At 39.1% G+C, this 13778-nt stretch carries 16 protein-coding genes; 9 read left to right on the top strand and 7 right to left on the bottom strand.

Annotation, left to right across the window (positions count from 1 at the left end; translation table 11 throughout):
- Window positions 1-123 precede the first annotated feature (123 nt).
- The 3 genes from AB8M93_RS06770 to AB8M93_RS06760 all read right to left on the bottom strand — a co-directional run bounded on the left by AB8M93_RS06770 (window position 124) and on the right by AB8M93_RS06760 (window position 2598).
- Window positions 124-978 (bottom strand): OmpA/MotB family protein, encoded by an 855-nt coding sequence (locus AB8M93_RS06770; RefSeq protein ID WP_373056818.1) that lies wholly within the window; start codon window positions 976-978, stop codon window positions 124-126.
- 86 nt (window positions 979-1064) lie between these two features.
- Window positions 1065-2063: a glycosyltransferase family 2 protein gene (locus tag AB8M93_RS06765; RefSeq protein ID WP_373056817.1), complete on the bottom strand. Its 999-nt coding sequence runs from the start codon at window positions 2061-2063 to the stop codon at window positions 1065-1067.
- Between the two features lie 82 nt (window positions 2064-2145).
- Window positions 2146-2598, bottom strand: a complete 453-nt coding sequence (locus AB8M93_RS06760) for a type I restriction enzyme HsdR N-terminal domain-containing protein (RefSeq protein WP_373056816.1) — start codon at window positions 2596-2598, stop codon at window positions 2146-2148.
- Between the two features lie 79 nt (window positions 2599-2677).
- On the opposite strand from AB8M93_RS06760, the gene holA reads away from it, so the two are divergent.
- From holA to AB8M93_RS06725, 7 genes are all read left to right on the top strand, one after another.
- Window positions 2678-3682: a DNA polymerase III subunit delta gene (gene holA, locus AB8M93_RS06755; RefSeq protein ID WP_373056815.1), complete on the top strand. Its 1005-nt coding sequence runs from the start codon at window positions 2678-2680 to the stop codon at window positions 3680-3682.
- Window positions 3683-3685: 3 nt separating this feature from the next.
- Entirely contained in the window at window positions 3686-4588 is a 903-nt protein-coding gene (menA, locus tag AB8M93_RS06750; protein ID WP_373056814.1) for a 1,4-dihydroxy-2-naphthoate octaprenyltransferase, read from the top strand.
- A gap of 92 nt (window positions 4589-4680) precedes the next feature.
- Window positions 4681-5361: a metal-dependent hydrolase gene (locus AB8M93_RS06745; RefSeq protein ID WP_373056813.1), complete on the top strand. Its 681-nt coding sequence runs from the start codon at window positions 4681-4683 to the stop codon at window positions 5359-5361.
- 75 nt (window positions 5362-5436) lie between these two features.
- Window positions 5437-5745: a four helix bundle protein gene (locus AB8M93_RS06740; protein WP_373056945.1), complete on the top strand. Its 309-nt coding sequence runs from the start codon at window positions 5437-5439 to the stop codon at window positions 5743-5745.
- Between the two features lie 103 nt (window positions 5746-5848).
- Window positions 5849-6886: an o-succinylbenzoate synthase gene (locus AB8M93_RS06735; RefSeq protein WP_373056812.1), complete on the top strand. Its 1038-nt coding sequence runs from the start codon at window positions 5849-5851 to the stop codon at window positions 6884-6886.
- Window positions 6887-6890: 4 nt separating this feature from the next.
- Window positions 6891-7793, top strand: coding sequence for a CPBP family intramembrane glutamic endopeptidase (locus tag AB8M93_RS06730; protein ID WP_373056811.1), 903 nt, complete (start codon window positions 6891-6893; stop codon window positions 7791-7793).
- A 79-nt stretch (window positions 7794-7872) separates the two neighbouring features.
- A complete protein-coding gene (locus tag AB8M93_RS06725; RefSeq protein ID WP_373056810.1) occupies window positions 7873-8970 on the top strand; it encodes an AMP-binding protein in 1098 nt (365 codons plus the stop codon).
- A 39-nt stretch (window positions 8971-9009) separates the two neighbouring features.
- On the opposite strand, the gene AB8M93_RS06720 is transcribed toward AB8M93_RS06725, so the two are convergent.
- The 4 genes from AB8M93_RS06720 to AB8M93_RS06705 all read right to left on the bottom strand — a co-directional run bounded on the left by AB8M93_RS06720 (window position 9010) and on the right by AB8M93_RS06705 (window position 12891).
- On the bottom strand, window positions 9010-10641 hold the full coding sequence (locus tag AB8M93_RS06720; RefSeq protein ID WP_373056809.1) for a M1 family metallopeptidase: 1632 nt from the start codon (window positions 10639-10641) through the stop codon (window positions 9010-9012).
- Window positions 10642-10687: 46 nt separating this feature from the next.
- Complete coding sequence (locus AB8M93_RS06715) at window positions 10688-10990, bottom strand: hypothetical protein (RefSeq protein ID WP_373056808.1); 303 nt, start codon at window positions 10988-10990, stop codon at window positions 10688-10690.
- Complete coding sequence (locus AB8M93_RS06710) at window positions 10983-11195, bottom strand: hypothetical protein (protein ID WP_373056807.1); 213 nt, start codon at window positions 11193-11195, stop codon at window positions 10983-10985. The genes AB8M93_RS06715 and AB8M93_RS06710 overlap by 8 nt, the downstream gene beginning before the upstream one ends.
- Window positions 11196-11262: 67 nt before the next feature.
- Window positions 11263-12891: an acyl-CoA carboxylase subunit beta gene (locus tag AB8M93_RS06705; protein ID WP_373056806.1), complete on the bottom strand. Its 1629-nt coding sequence runs from the start codon at window positions 12889-12891 to the stop codon at window positions 11263-11265.
- A 178-nt stretch (window positions 12892-13069) separates the two neighbouring features.
- On the opposite strand from AB8M93_RS06705, the gene AB8M93_RS06700 reads away from it, so the two are divergent.
- Complete coding sequence (locus AB8M93_RS06700) at window positions 13070-13249, top strand: CAL67264 family membrane protein (protein ID WP_373056805.1); 180 nt, start codon at window positions 13070-13072, stop codon at window positions 13247-13249.
- A gap of 1 nt (window position 13250) precedes the next feature.
- Window positions 13251-13730 (top strand): DinB family protein, encoded by a 480-nt coding sequence (locus tag AB8M93_RS06695; protein ID WP_373056804.1) that lies wholly within the window; start codon window positions 13251-13253, stop codon window positions 13728-13730.
- Window positions 13731-13778: the final 48 nt, after the last annotated feature.

The raw sequence follows: 13778 nt of genomic DNA, 5'->3' as shown, positions 1-13778 counted from the left end.
ATTAACCTTTTTGAAAAACGTTTAAATAATTTTGATCTGGATCAAATTTTTGATGAATATTCTTCAATAATAAACCCCGCACATTGGCGGGGTTGTCCATTCTTTTTGGCGTGTAGGCAAGTATTAATCCTGATTTTCTGTAGCCTGGTTGGCTTCTTTCATGCCTTCTTCAATCATTCCGTAGAATTGATCAAGTTTTGGAAGTACAACAATACGTGTTCTCCTATTTTTTGCTCGACCATCAGCAGATTCGTTAGCAGCTACAGGAATGTATTCACTTCTCCCTGCTGCAGTCATTCGCTTAGGGTCTACTCCAAATTCATCCTGAAGCACTCTTACTACAGAAGTAGCTCTTTTTACACTAAGATCCCAGTTATCCTCAAGACAATTGGTGTTAATTGGATTGTCATCGGTATGGCCTTCAACCATAAAATCGATATCTGGTTTGTTTTTTACCACGGTGGCAACTTTCCCTAAAACTTCTTTAGCTCTGTTAGTGATGTTATAGCGACCACTTTCAAATAATAATTTATCTGAAATAGATACGTAAACCACTCCTTTTTCAACATTCACTTCAATATCCTCATCATTAAGGTTACCTAAAGCACCTTTAAGGCTGGTTACCAAGGCAAGGGTTACAGAATCTTTTTTGTTAATAGCATCACGCATGGTTTTAATAGCCATGTCTTTTTCTTTGATGCTCTCCAGGGAACGTTCAAGGTTCTCAGCCTCTTTTTTAGATAAGGTGGCAAGATCCCCTACGTTATTTAGTAATGCAGCATTGGTATTGTTTAAGGTGGTAATCTGCCTGTTAAGATTTTCTTTATCATCCAGACAAGAGTTTAACTTTACGGTTGCTGTGTTTAACTGGTCCTGGGTCTCTTGTTGCTTGGCTTCCAATTCAGCGTATTTTTTCTGGGAAACGCATGAAGAGAGCACAATAGCGGCAGTTGCCGACAAAAGCATGATTTTTCTCATAATTTGATAATATTATTAATGTTAGATGATGCCAAAAGTATCAAAAAAAAGCTAAGCTAAAAAGCAGATTTAACAATTCTTTGGGCTTAATTTTTTAAATCTGTAAATTTTCTTTTACCTGCTATAAAATAGGAAGATACGATTGAATTAATTCTAAAATATTCTTTCTTGTGAGCAATATTTTTACGCTTGTTTCTTATTGCTGAAAAATGGCTGTAGAAAGACAGGTGTGCCCTGAAAATTGCAAAAAAATGACTGAATTTTCCCTGCGCCAGAAACCTAAAAGCAGCCAGTCCATCCAGGACCATTCTCATCAGTAAAATCGGGATTAACTGCGAAGAAGGCAAATTTTTAAGCAGCAGGTAAAGATTGTTCCTGAAGTTAAAATACGTTTTCCTGGGATTTATGTTGCTTAAAGTGGCTCCACCAACATGATAAATTGAGGAATTCCCGGCAAATTTTATACGGTATCCCAGGTTATTAAGCCTCCAGCAAAGGTCTATCTCCTCCTGGTGTGCAAAAAAATCTTCATCAAAACCTCCCGCTTTTTTAAAAACTTGGTTTTTAATGGCGAAACATGCGCCGCTGGCCCAAAAAATATTTGCCACATTGTTGTACTGCCCGTGATCTTCTTCAAGCGTTTCAAATATCCTTCCGCGGCAAAAGGCGTAGCCGTACTTATCCAGGTATCCTCCTGCAGCACCGGCATATTCAAAATAGTTCTTACGGTTATAGTCTAAAATTTTTGGCTGGACCGCAGCAACATTATTTTCATTTTCAAAAATTTCCAGGATTGGCCGCAGCCAGCCAGGGGTGACTTCTGCATCGCTGTTCAGGAGAATTAAAATTTCTTCTTCCAAATCCTTCAGCGCTTCATTATAGCCTCTGGCATAGCCGCCGTTTTCTCTGTTCTGTATGATCTTTACTTCCGGGAATTTCTGCTTAACAACATCTACAGAACCATCTGTAGAAGCGTTATCTGCCACATAAACATTAGCTTCTGGAGATAAAGATACAACCGAAGGGAGGAATTTTTCCAGAAGCGTCCTCCCGTTCCAGTTTAAAATTACTACAGCTGTGGTCATGGTTGTTTCTAGATTGTCTTTGTTATGTGTTGTCTCTCCTCTTTCCTCTCTCCTCTTTTTTCTAAGGTCTAAAGTCTACCGTCTATAGTCTATTGTTATAAGCGGGAATTTCGGGCAGGAATTTATATTTTTCATTCTGGTAATCCATCTGGCAAAAATAGTGTACAATGCCATTGGTAACCATTAAATAATTTGCGTTAAGGCTCATGTTGTACCTGGCGATCTGGTCAAAAGTGTCTTGTGTGATACTGATTTTTGGGGCTTTGCATTCTACAACAAGATTTATACTGCCGTTGTTGTTAAAAACTACAATATCGTAACGTTTGGTTAGATCGCCAATTTTTAGTTGTTTTTCAACATTAATAAAGCTTTCCGGATATTTTTTTTCTTCTGAAAGGAACCTTACACAATTTTGTCTTACCCATTCTTCCGGAGTAAGGATCACGAACTTTTTCCGCAGTTTGTCAAAAACAGCTGTTTTATTTTGACTATTTTTGAACCGAAATTTATAATGCGGGAAATTGAGTGCTTGCATGCGCCAAAAATAAGAAAGAATAAAAAATTCAGCCTGAAAAAATAGAGATTTCAGCGTGGAATGAAAGTTTGGTAACCTGATGGAAGAAGCAAGACAAATTGTAAATAATATAAAAAACGGTAAAATAGATCCCATTTATTTTCTGATGGGTGAGGAGCCTTATTACATAGATAAAATTGCCGATTTTATTGCTGATAATGTATTAAAAGAAGAAGAAAAGGGTTTTAACCAAATGACCCTGTACGGGCGGGATGTTTCTATAGACGATATTATAAGCAACGCTAAAAGATATCCCATGATGGCCGAGCGCCAGGTGATCATTGTAAAAGAAGCGCAGGACCTTTCCCGAACTATTGAGAACCTGGTTGATTATGCTGAAAAACCGCAGCACACCACCACGCTGGTAATGTGCTACAAGTATAAAAAAATTGATAAGCGAAAAAAATTATACAAAGCCGTAAAAAAGTCGGGGGTGATTTTCGAGAGCAAACGGCTTTATGAAAATCAGGTCGCCGGATGGATTCAGGACACCTTAAAATCCAGAGAGTACAGTATTTCTCCAAAAGCGGCGCAAATGCTGGTGGAATTTCTGGGAATAGATTTGGGTAAAATAGATAATGAACTTCAGAAGTTACAGCTTATTTCACCTAAAGGAACACTAATTACTCCGGAATTAATAGAAGAAAATATAGGAATTAGCAAAGATTTCAACAACTTTGAATTACGAAAGGCAATTGGAATGAAGGACTCGCTTAAGGCGCACCGCATTGTTAATTACTTTGCTCAGAATCCAAGGGATAATCCAATTGTAGTAACCATTTCGTTGTTGTTCTCCTATTTTTCTCAATTGCTTCAGTATCACGGACTTCCCGATAAGTCCAAAGCCAACGTGGCAAAACAGTTAAAAGTAAGTCCTTATTTTGTAAGTGATTATGTTACCGGCGCCAAAAATTATCCCATGAAAAAAGTAAGTGCGGTCATAGCCATGTTGCATGAAACCGATGTGAAAAGCAAAGGAGTTGGAGCAGTAAATATTTCGCAGGGAGATTTGCTCAAAGAATTACTAGTAAAAATAATGCATTAATCAATGAAAAAAATTAAATCATGGATTAGTGCCGCGAGATTAAGAACCCTGCCCTTATCACTTTCAGGAATTTTAGCAGGTACTGCCATAGCCGTGGAAAAAGGTTTTTTTGATATTGGTGTTTTTTGTCTTGCCCTGGGAACCACTTTAGGTTTACAGGTTTTATCCAATTTTGCCAACGATTATGGAGATGGCGTTAAAGGAACCGATAATGAAGATAGGGTAGGGCCAATGCGGGCGCTGCAGAGTGGAATTATAAGTCAGAAGGAGATGCTTAGGGCCATTGTAGTCACCACAATACTCACCTTAATTCTTGCCCTGCTGCTTATATATGCTGCTTTTGGAACTGAAAATTTTGTTTTCGCGATTGTTTTTTTTCTGTTAGGATTAGGAGCCATCGCGGCGGCTATAAAGTACACTGTGGGAACTTCGGCGTATGGATATCGCGGACTTGGTGATGTGTTCGTATTTATATTTTTCGGCCTGGTAGCGGTTTACGGTTCCTATTTTCTTTATGCCCATATTTGGGAGTGGAAAGTAATCTTTCCTGCCGCGGCTTTCGGTTTCCTGAGTGCCGGAGTTTTAAACCTGAACAATATGCGGGACAGGGTTTCCGACGAAAAGTCCGGAAAAAATACCCTGGTTGTAAAACTAGGCGGAGCCAGGGCAAAAATCTATCACTATTCCCTTATTTTTTCAGCATTTGTTTGTCTTTCTCTTTACACCGTTTTTTCTTTTAAAGATTTTATGGACCTGTTATATCTGCTGGCATTTATTCCGCTAATCTTCCACATAAAAAGAGTCTATGGGAATACAGCTCCTATGATGCTTGATCCGGAACTTAAAATTTTATCACTCTCTACCTTTGCAGCCGCGGTTCTCTTCGGAATAGGACAAATATGGTAAAAGCGCCAAGTTTAACAAAATTATATATTTTGCCAATCGGTGCATCTTTCTCCTAATCCTTATTTTTAGGAGTAAACCTTAAAAATACAGTTATGAAAATTACTTTTTATGGACAAAATGCCCTTGGGCTTAAGATAGGAGATGTAGATGTTCTTGTAGATCCTTTTATTTCAGGAAACGAACTGGCTAAAGATAAAATTGATATTAAAGATTTGAAGGCAGACTTTATCCTCCTTACCCATGCACACCAGGATCATACCCTGGATGCTGAAGAAATCGCTAAAAATACAGGTGCAGTAATTGTAGCCAATTTTGAAATTGCCAATCATTATGAAGAAAAAGGCATAGAAGTTCACCCGATGAATCACGGCGGAAGCTGGGATTTTGAATTTGGAAATGTGAAGTATGTAAATGCCATCCACACCAGTTCCTTCCCTGATGGTTCATACGGCGGCCAGCCAGGAGGATTTGTGATAGAAAGTGAACATAAAAATATTTATATTGCCGGCGATACCGCATTAACCATGGATATGAAACTCATTCCTATGACCACTAAATTGGATCTTGCCGTACTGCCAATAGGAGATAATTTCACCATGGGAGTGGAAGATGCTATAGTGGCCAGTGATTTTGTGGAATGCGAGAAGGTTCTGGGCTGCCACTACGATACTTTTGGTTACATTGAGATTGATCATGAGGAAGACAAGAAGAAATTCTACGAAAAAGGGAAGGATTTAATGCTGCTGGAAATTGGAGAAAGTATAGAGCTATGATTTGTATTTAGAATGTTGGATGATTAGAATCGCTAGATTAGTAGGTATCTTATAAATATGCACAGGTTCTAAGAGCTGGAAATATGGAAAAAGAGCCGAAGCTTTTGTAAAGATATATATAAGGTTACCGAAGATTTTCCTGAAGGAGAAAAATTTGGGCTCGTAAATCAGCTAAGAAGGGCTAGTGTTTCTATACCTTCAAATATTGCAGAAGGTGCTTCAAGGGATTCGGCTAAAGATTTTAGCAGATTTTTACAAATAGCGATTGGTTCATGTTATGAGATAGAGACGCAGATGTTAATTGCCAATGATTTAGGTTTTCTAAGTAAAGAGCATCTTTTAGATTTGCGATCGAAATTAGAAGCAATTATTAAAATGACTTGAAAATTTAGGTCTACCTTGAATTAAATCCTTTTAAATTTTCAAAAATCAAAAATCAAAAATCAAAAATCAAAAATCCAAAAATCCAATTATCGAATAGTCGAAAATGAAAGCTTCCTATAAGCAATACACCCTAACCTTTAAACGCCCCAGTGGAACTTCACGGGGCGTTCTTACTACAAAAGAAACCTGGTTCCTTATAATTTCCGAAGAAGATAAAAAGGGAATAGGAGAATGCGGCCTCCTGCGGGGTTTAAGTATAGATGACCGGCCGGATTATGAGGAAAAGCTGAAATGGGTTTGTGCAAACATCCATATTGGAGAAGAAAAACTCCTGCAACAGTTACAGGAGTTTCCCAGCATACAATTTGGTGTGGAGATGGCTTTCAGGTCTTTTCATGCTTCAAATCCCTTTGAACTTTACCCTTCAGAATTTACAACGGGAGAAAGTGCCATCCCCATTAACGGCCTTATATGGATGGGTGAGAAAAGTTTCATGAAATCCCAAATTGAAGAAAAAATTAAAGCAGGTTTTCATTGTATAAAATTAAAGATAGGCGCGATTGATTTTGAAGCTGAACTTGATCTTCTAAAATATATTCGCCGCCAGTTTTCTTCAGCAGAAATTGAATTACGGGTAGATGCGAATGGTGCATTTGCTCCGGCTGAAGCCCTGGAAAAACTAAAAAAACTGAGTGACTTTGAAATTCATAGCATAGAACAGCCTGTGAAACAGGGCCAACCTCAGGAAATGGCAAATCTTTGTGCCAGGACTCCATTGCCAATTGCTTTAGATGAAGAATTGATAGGCGTTTTTGATGTAACAAAAAGGCGTAACCTGATACAAACTATACAGCCACAGTACGTGATCTTTAAGCCCAGCTTAATTGGTGGCTTTAGAGGAACTCAGGAATGGCTTGAACTCGCGGAGCAAAATGATACCGGCTGGTGGATTACGAGTGCTTTGGAAAGCAATGTAGGTTTAAATGCAATTTCGCAGTGGACGTTTACAAAAAAGAACGAAATGCCTCAGGGGCTTGGCACCGGAAGCCTTTACACCAACAATTTTGATTCTCCGCTGGAGGTCGAAAACGGGAAAATAAAATACAACCCGGGGAAATCCTGGAACGTTAATCTTATTTAAAAGTATGTTTATAGCTCAGGCTTCTAAGTATTCTCAGTCTTTTTGGAAATATCTGGTAATTCCTATTCTTTTCTTCGGGCTCATGGCCCTCAATTATCTTGCGGTTGCATTTTTTGAAATTGATGTGAACCAGTTTATGCAGGAAGAAATAGCCCGCAAAGGAGCAAACCGTGTTTTGGCAGAAAATTTAAGTGCTTTTGTCCTCTTTCTTGGCGCACTTCTCTTTTGGGTGAAATATGTTCACCGGCAGCCTGTTAAAGCTTTAACCACCTCGCGAAAAAAAGTGGATTGGGGCAGGTTCGCTTTTGCCTTTATACTTGTAGCGGTGGTTAACACTGTGCTTATAGTTATTGATTACTACAGCAATCCCGGGGATTACCTCTTTAATTTTAAGCTGGAACCCTTTCTGTACCTTGTAGTTATTTCAGTTTTGTTAATCCCTTTACAAACGAGTTTTGAGGAATATTTTTTCCGTGGATATCTTATGCAGGGCTTGGGTTTACTCGCTAAGAACCGTTGGGTGCCGCTTATTGTTACTTCAGTTATTTTTGGAGGGCTGCATTATTTTAACCCCGAAGTTACCAAACTTGGTAATATTATCATGCTCTATTATATAGGCACAGGATTTATGCTGGGCATTATTACCCTTATGGATGAAGGGCTGGAACTGGCATTGGGCTTTCATGCGGCCAATAATCTTGTAACAGCTTTACTGGTTACTGCAGACTGGACAGCGTTCCAGACCGATTCTATTCTAAAGGACGTATCTGAACCTTCGGCAGGATGGGATGTTCTTGCCCCTCTTTTTATTATCTATCCTCTTTTCTTGTTTATCCTTGCAAAAAAATATGGCTGGAAAGACTGGAAAAATAAATTATTCGGAAAAATCGTACCATTAAATCCTTAAAATTTTCTAAAAAATCTTAAAATTATCCGGGCTATTTGTTAACTTCCGGCATAGAAAGAATTCCTTTTAGGTTTGGGCTATGATGGATAAATACAGGATACCGGAAACTCACCCCGATTTCAGGCTGAACAAGAAACATTTTTCCAACGCCGAACTCCGGCAGGTAGCCTATAGCTTTATAAAAGAAGGAGAAGCTTTTGAAGAAAAGTTAGGAACATTTTTGCTGGAATGGTTAAAACCTTCCTCTTTTATAACCAGTAAAACCTCGGGCTCTACAGGGAAACCTAAAGAAATAGAACTTAAAAAAGAGCACATGGTAAATTCTGCCCTGGCTACTTCAAAATTTTTCGGCCTTCCGGAGAAAACAACGGCCCTGCTTTGCCTTCCTGCAACTTATATCGCTGGTAAAATGATGCTGGTGCGGGCAATGGTCCTTGGCTGGCAACTTGATATTATCCCTCCTTCATCTAATCCTCTTGACCAGGTTTTTAAGCGTTATGATTTTTGCGCAATGACGCCTTTTCAGCTGGATAATTCGGTGGGACGGCTTCATCTAATTAAAAAACTCATCGTGGGTGGGGGAGCAGTTTCCTTTAGGATTAAAGACATGGTAAGGGATCTTGAAACCAAGGTTTATGAAACTTATGGTATGACAGAAACTGTTACTCATATCGCTGCCCGCAGGCTCAATCCTGTTAAAAGAAAAGATGAGGAAAGGACGTTTAAAGTATTGCCCAATATCAATATTTCTAAAGACAGCCGGGGCTGCCTGGTAATTAAGGCTCCCAAACTTTCAGATGACGTAGTGGTGACCAATGATATTGTGGATATTCTTACTTACAAAAAATTTCAGTGGAAGGGAAGGATCGATAATGTGATAAATACCGGCGGAATTAAAATTTATCCTGAAGAGGTTGAAAAGAAGATTAGTCCGGTGGTCCATCAGCGGTTTTTCATCACTTCTCTTCCCGATGATTCCCTGGGAGATAGACTGGTACTCTTCGTGGAAAATGATTTTTCTGAAGAGTTGCTGGATTCTTTAACGCAGAGCATAAAAGAATTGGATTCTCTCAGTAAATACGAAATTCCGAAGAAAATTTATCTTATCGAGAAATTTGAGGAAACTTCTTCAGGCAAAATCCACCGGGAAAATACGGTAAAAAGCAGAGTTGGATAAATTGATTTCCAAATCTGCTTATTCTTTGTAACTCTAAACTTATTCTACAAAAGAAGAATTAATATAAAATTCCAGGTCATTTACCTTAATATCTTCTTTGCTTAAAGGCTGCTGGAATTTTTGCCAGTTTTCGGTGGGCGTTAACCTTTTTTCCTTTCCTTTAATAAAAACATCTACCGGCATTTCAAAATTCTGCACATCTGCATCCCAGCGGTAGGAAATCGTATTTCCTTCTTTTTTAAATTGAAGCTCGGGAAGGTGACTATTCCTTAAATACTGGTCGAATACCGGCTGAAGATTGGTGGCAACAGGTTCATTGAAAAAATCTTCTGCCTGTTGTGTGGTAATGGTTTGATGCCTGAATTCTTTGGTATAGGCCCTAAGAGTGCTCCACCAAAGCTCGTCATTTTTATAAATACTGCGAAGGGTATTCAAAAGATTGGCTCCTTTGGCATACATATCTCCTGAACCTTCGGAATTCACTCCGTAATCGCCAATTATCGGACTTTGATTCCCGATATTTCTTCTAAGGCCTTTTAGGTATTTTAAAGCGGCTTCCTTGCCCTCCTGGCATTCCACATAAATACCTTCAGTATAGGTGGTAAAACCTTCATGAATCCACATATCGGCAATATCTTTTGAAGTGATGCTGTTGCCGTACCATTCATGACCTGATTCATGGATGATAATATAGTCCCAGGTAAGGCCTAGCCCGGTGCCGGAAAGGTCATTTCCCAGGTAACCTTTCATATATTTATTGCCATAAGCCACTGCACTTTGGTGTTCCATTCCCAAATACGGGGTTTCAACAAGTTTGTATCCGTCTTCAGGAAAAGGGTAAGGCCCCATTTTTTCATAAAAACAGGCCATCATCGGCTGTACTTCCTCAAACTGTTTTTTTGCTTTTTCCAGATTGTACTCGAGCACATAGTAATCCAGGTCCAGATCTTTAAAGGTGTCATGAAAATGGGCATATTTTCCAACATTCAGAATAACATCATAATTGTTAATTGAGTTGGAAACCTTCCATTTCCAGCGCGTATAACCGTCTTTTAAATCTTTGCTGCCTAATAACCTGCCGTTGGAGACATTGGTAAGGCCGGTGGGAACTTCAATTTCACTCAATACTTCTTCCGGCTCGTCACTTTGGTGATCCTTATTGGGGTACCACAAACTGGCACCGGTTCCCTGTACCGCCACAGAAACCCATGGGTTTCCTTTTTCATCCTGGGTCCATATAAAGCCGCCATCCCATGGCGGGCGTTTGGCTACCACCGGGTTACCGGAATAATAAAACCGGATAGAATCTTTTTTTCCTTTCCTCAGGGGCTTGTCAAAATTGATGAAAACCGCGTTGTATTTCCGGTTATACTTCAGCTTTGTGCCCTTATGAACAATAGAATCTACTTTCATATTTTCAAAAAGGTCTACCTGCATTACCGGCAACTTTTCTTCAGTTCTGAAGGTAATGGTATTGGAACCTGAAATAAATTTTTCATCAGGCACCACTCTTAGCTGAAGATGATATTTTAAAGCATCATAATTTCTTTCCGGCCTCAGCGAGCCTCTTAACGTATCCGCTTCTGTATATTTTCCTTCTTTATCGCTTAGTACCTGGGAAAAAGTATTAAGGCTGAAAAATAGTAGACTGAGAAAAAAAACAACTCTCATATTTTTAAATTTTGTTAAAATGATTACTGTGCCCGGGCATAATAAATTACTTATTTCTTTTCCATTTCTCTGGAGAATCTGAAGTGTTGAAAACTCCACGGATAATAATTAAATTTTCTTTTTCAGAAATGGTGAAATGGATCATATAAGGGAATTTTTTTATTGGAAGGCAACGTACCTTGTCATACCGAATTTGATAATATGGATTAATTTTTAAGCTATTAAAAGCAGTTCTTACTTCTACATAAAATAGAGGTCCCAGCCCTTGTTGTTGCTTATTGTACCAGTTAATTCCTTCCTGAATATCATTTGTAACCTCAGGTTCTAGTTTGATGAGGAATTCATTCATTAAATCTGAAATTATCCTGCTCGTTCTCCCAATTCAAAAGGCGCTCTGGATTCTGGCCGGATTGTGCCATTCTTTTTCTCACTATAGATTTGTGCTCTTCGGAAGGAGCTATGCTGTCCCTGGAAATTTCAAAGCCTAACTGCTCCACTAGTTCCAAGAAAAAACTTAGCTTTTTATCCGGAATTTTAAGTGTTATTTCTCTCATTTTAAACAGTATTAAAGTCGGTACTTTTAAAGAATAAAGATATTAATTTGATGATTATTTCCTGAAATTAAGTTTGAATTACCCCCATGTTAAAATCTTTCTCAATTGGAGCATGGTTGGCGGCTTCTATTCCCATTGAAATCCATTTACGGGTTTCCAGCGGATTTATAACCGCGTCTGTCCACAGCCGGGCAGCGGCGTAATAAGCCGAAGTTTGCTCATCATATTTTGCCTTCAGTTTTTCAAAAACTTCCTTTTCTTTTTCTTCATCTACTTTTTCTCCCTTTTTAGCCATTGCGGCGGTTTCTATTTGGGCCAGTACCTTTGCCGCCTGGGTGCCGCCCATAACAGCAAGTTCTGCGCTAGGCCAGGCGAAAATAAGGCGAGGGTCGTAAGCTTTACCGCACATGGCATAATTTCCAGCGCCGTAGGAATTGCCAATAATAACGGTGAATTTTGGAACTACAGAATTGCTTACCGCATTCACCATTTTGGCACCATCTTTAATAATCCCGCCGTGCTCGCTTTTGCTTCCCACCATAAATCCGGTCACGTCCTGGAGAAAAACCAGCGGAATTTTCTTCTGGTTGCAATTTGCAATAAAACGGGTTGCCTTATCTGCAGAGTCTGAATAGATCACGCCGCCAAACTGCATCTCGCCTTTTTTGGTCTTTACAATTTTACGTTGATTGGCCACTATTCCTACGGCCCAGCCATCAATACGGGCATAACCGGTAATAATGGTTTGTCCATACCCTGCTTTATATTCTTCAAATTCAGAATTGTCCACCAGGCGCTTGATAATTTCCATAGCGTCATACTGGTCGCTTCTCTTTTTAGGCAAAATTCCGAAGATTTCATTTTCATCTTCTTTGGGTTTAGCCGCTTTTTTTCGGTTAAAACCGGCTTTTTCAAACTCGCCGATCTTATCCATAATATTCTGAATTTTTTCCAGGGCATCAGCGTCATTTTTAGCTTTATAATCTGTAACGCCACTAATTTCAGTATGAGTGGTTGCCCCACCAAGAGTTTCGTTATCTATGGTTTCGCCAATCGCTGCTTTTACCAGGTAACTTCCTGCGAGAAAAATGCTGCCTGTTTTTTCAACAATAAGGGCTTCATCACTCATAATGGGCAAATACGCGCCGCCGGCTACACAACTGCCCATAACAGCAGCAATCTGGGTAATTCCCATGCTGCTCATTACCGCGTTATTTCTAAATATCCTTCCAAAATGCTCTTTATCGGGAAAAATCTCATCCTGCATAGGAAGAAAAACTCCCGCACTATCCACCAGGTAAATAATGGGCAACCGGTTTTCTATGGCAATTTCCTGGGCCCTCAAATTCTTCTTCCCGGTAATAGGAAACCATGCGCCTGCCTTAACCGTGGCATCATTAGCAACAACGATGCATTGTTTGCCGGAGACGTAGCCAATTTTCACAATAACCCCGCCACTTGGGCAGCCGCCGTGTTCCTTGTACATTCCTTCTCCTGCAAACGCTCCAATTTCAATACTCTCCCTGCCTTCATCCAATAGAAAATCAATTCTTTCGCGGGCAGTCATTTTGCCTTTTCCATGGTGTTTTTCAATTCTTTTCTCCCCGCCACCCTTCTTAACTGTTTTTAATTTATGGTTCAGGTCAGCAACCAGAAGTTTATTATGGTCTTCATTCTTATTGAAGTTGATACTCATCGTTTTCTTATCTTTTTTAGCCTTTTTGAAATGTTACCAAAAAATATTGGTATATTTTTAAGACACATTCAGGAAAAACTCCCTTAAATTGGTTTTTAGCTAAAATACAAAATCAAGTCTATTGTAAAATTGAAATGCAGAATTTAAATAGCTGCACATTGTTCTAAATTGAAATGCTATGGGAATGAACAAAAATACCATTTTCGGTTGGGCTTCATTCGTGCTGTTCATCATAGGGGCAGCAGTTATTTTACTGGGAGTATTAAAATACCTGGATTATGCTATAGGATTTTCAGTAGTAGGAATAGGATTTTTCGCAATTTCATGGGCTTTTAACGCACTAAAAGGCAGAGTTTAATATGGCTTCAGAAAAAGAGGTAAAAAAACAATTAATTAAGCATCTTCAGGGAGGAGAGGCATATTTGTCCCTGGGTAAATTCCTGGATGAAATTCCTTTTGAAGAAATAGGGAAGCGACCGCAATCCTTACCCTATTCCTTTTACGAGCTGTTTTACCATATCCATTATGCTCAAAAAGATATCATTGAATATTGCACTGCGGAAGAGTATAAAAGTGGAAACTGGCCAGATGATTACTGGCCTGAAAATCCTGCTCCCGAATCTGAAGAAGACTGGGAAGACCTGAAAGCCGATTACTTTGAATGCCGTAAGGATTTTGAGGATTTTATCCTTAATCCCAAAAATAAACTGATGGAACCAGTAAAAAATGGCGAAAACCATAGCCTGCTGAGGGAAATCATGCTGGTAATTGAACACACTTCCTATCACACCGGGCAGCTATTGGTTATTCTTAGATTATTAGGCTTACACAAAAGCTGATATTTCCTTACTCAATAATATTATCTGGCTTAAATTTAAGATATTTGC

The sequence above is a fragment of the Autumnicola aciditolerans genome, assembly GCF_041679265.1.
In the GTDB taxonomy this organism is placed as follows: domain Bacteria; phylum Bacteroidota; class Bacteroidia; order Flavobacteriales; family Flavobacteriaceae; genus Autumnicola.
Note: the sequence above shows the minus strand (reverse complement) of the source record. Positions and strands in the feature narration are given on the sequence as shown.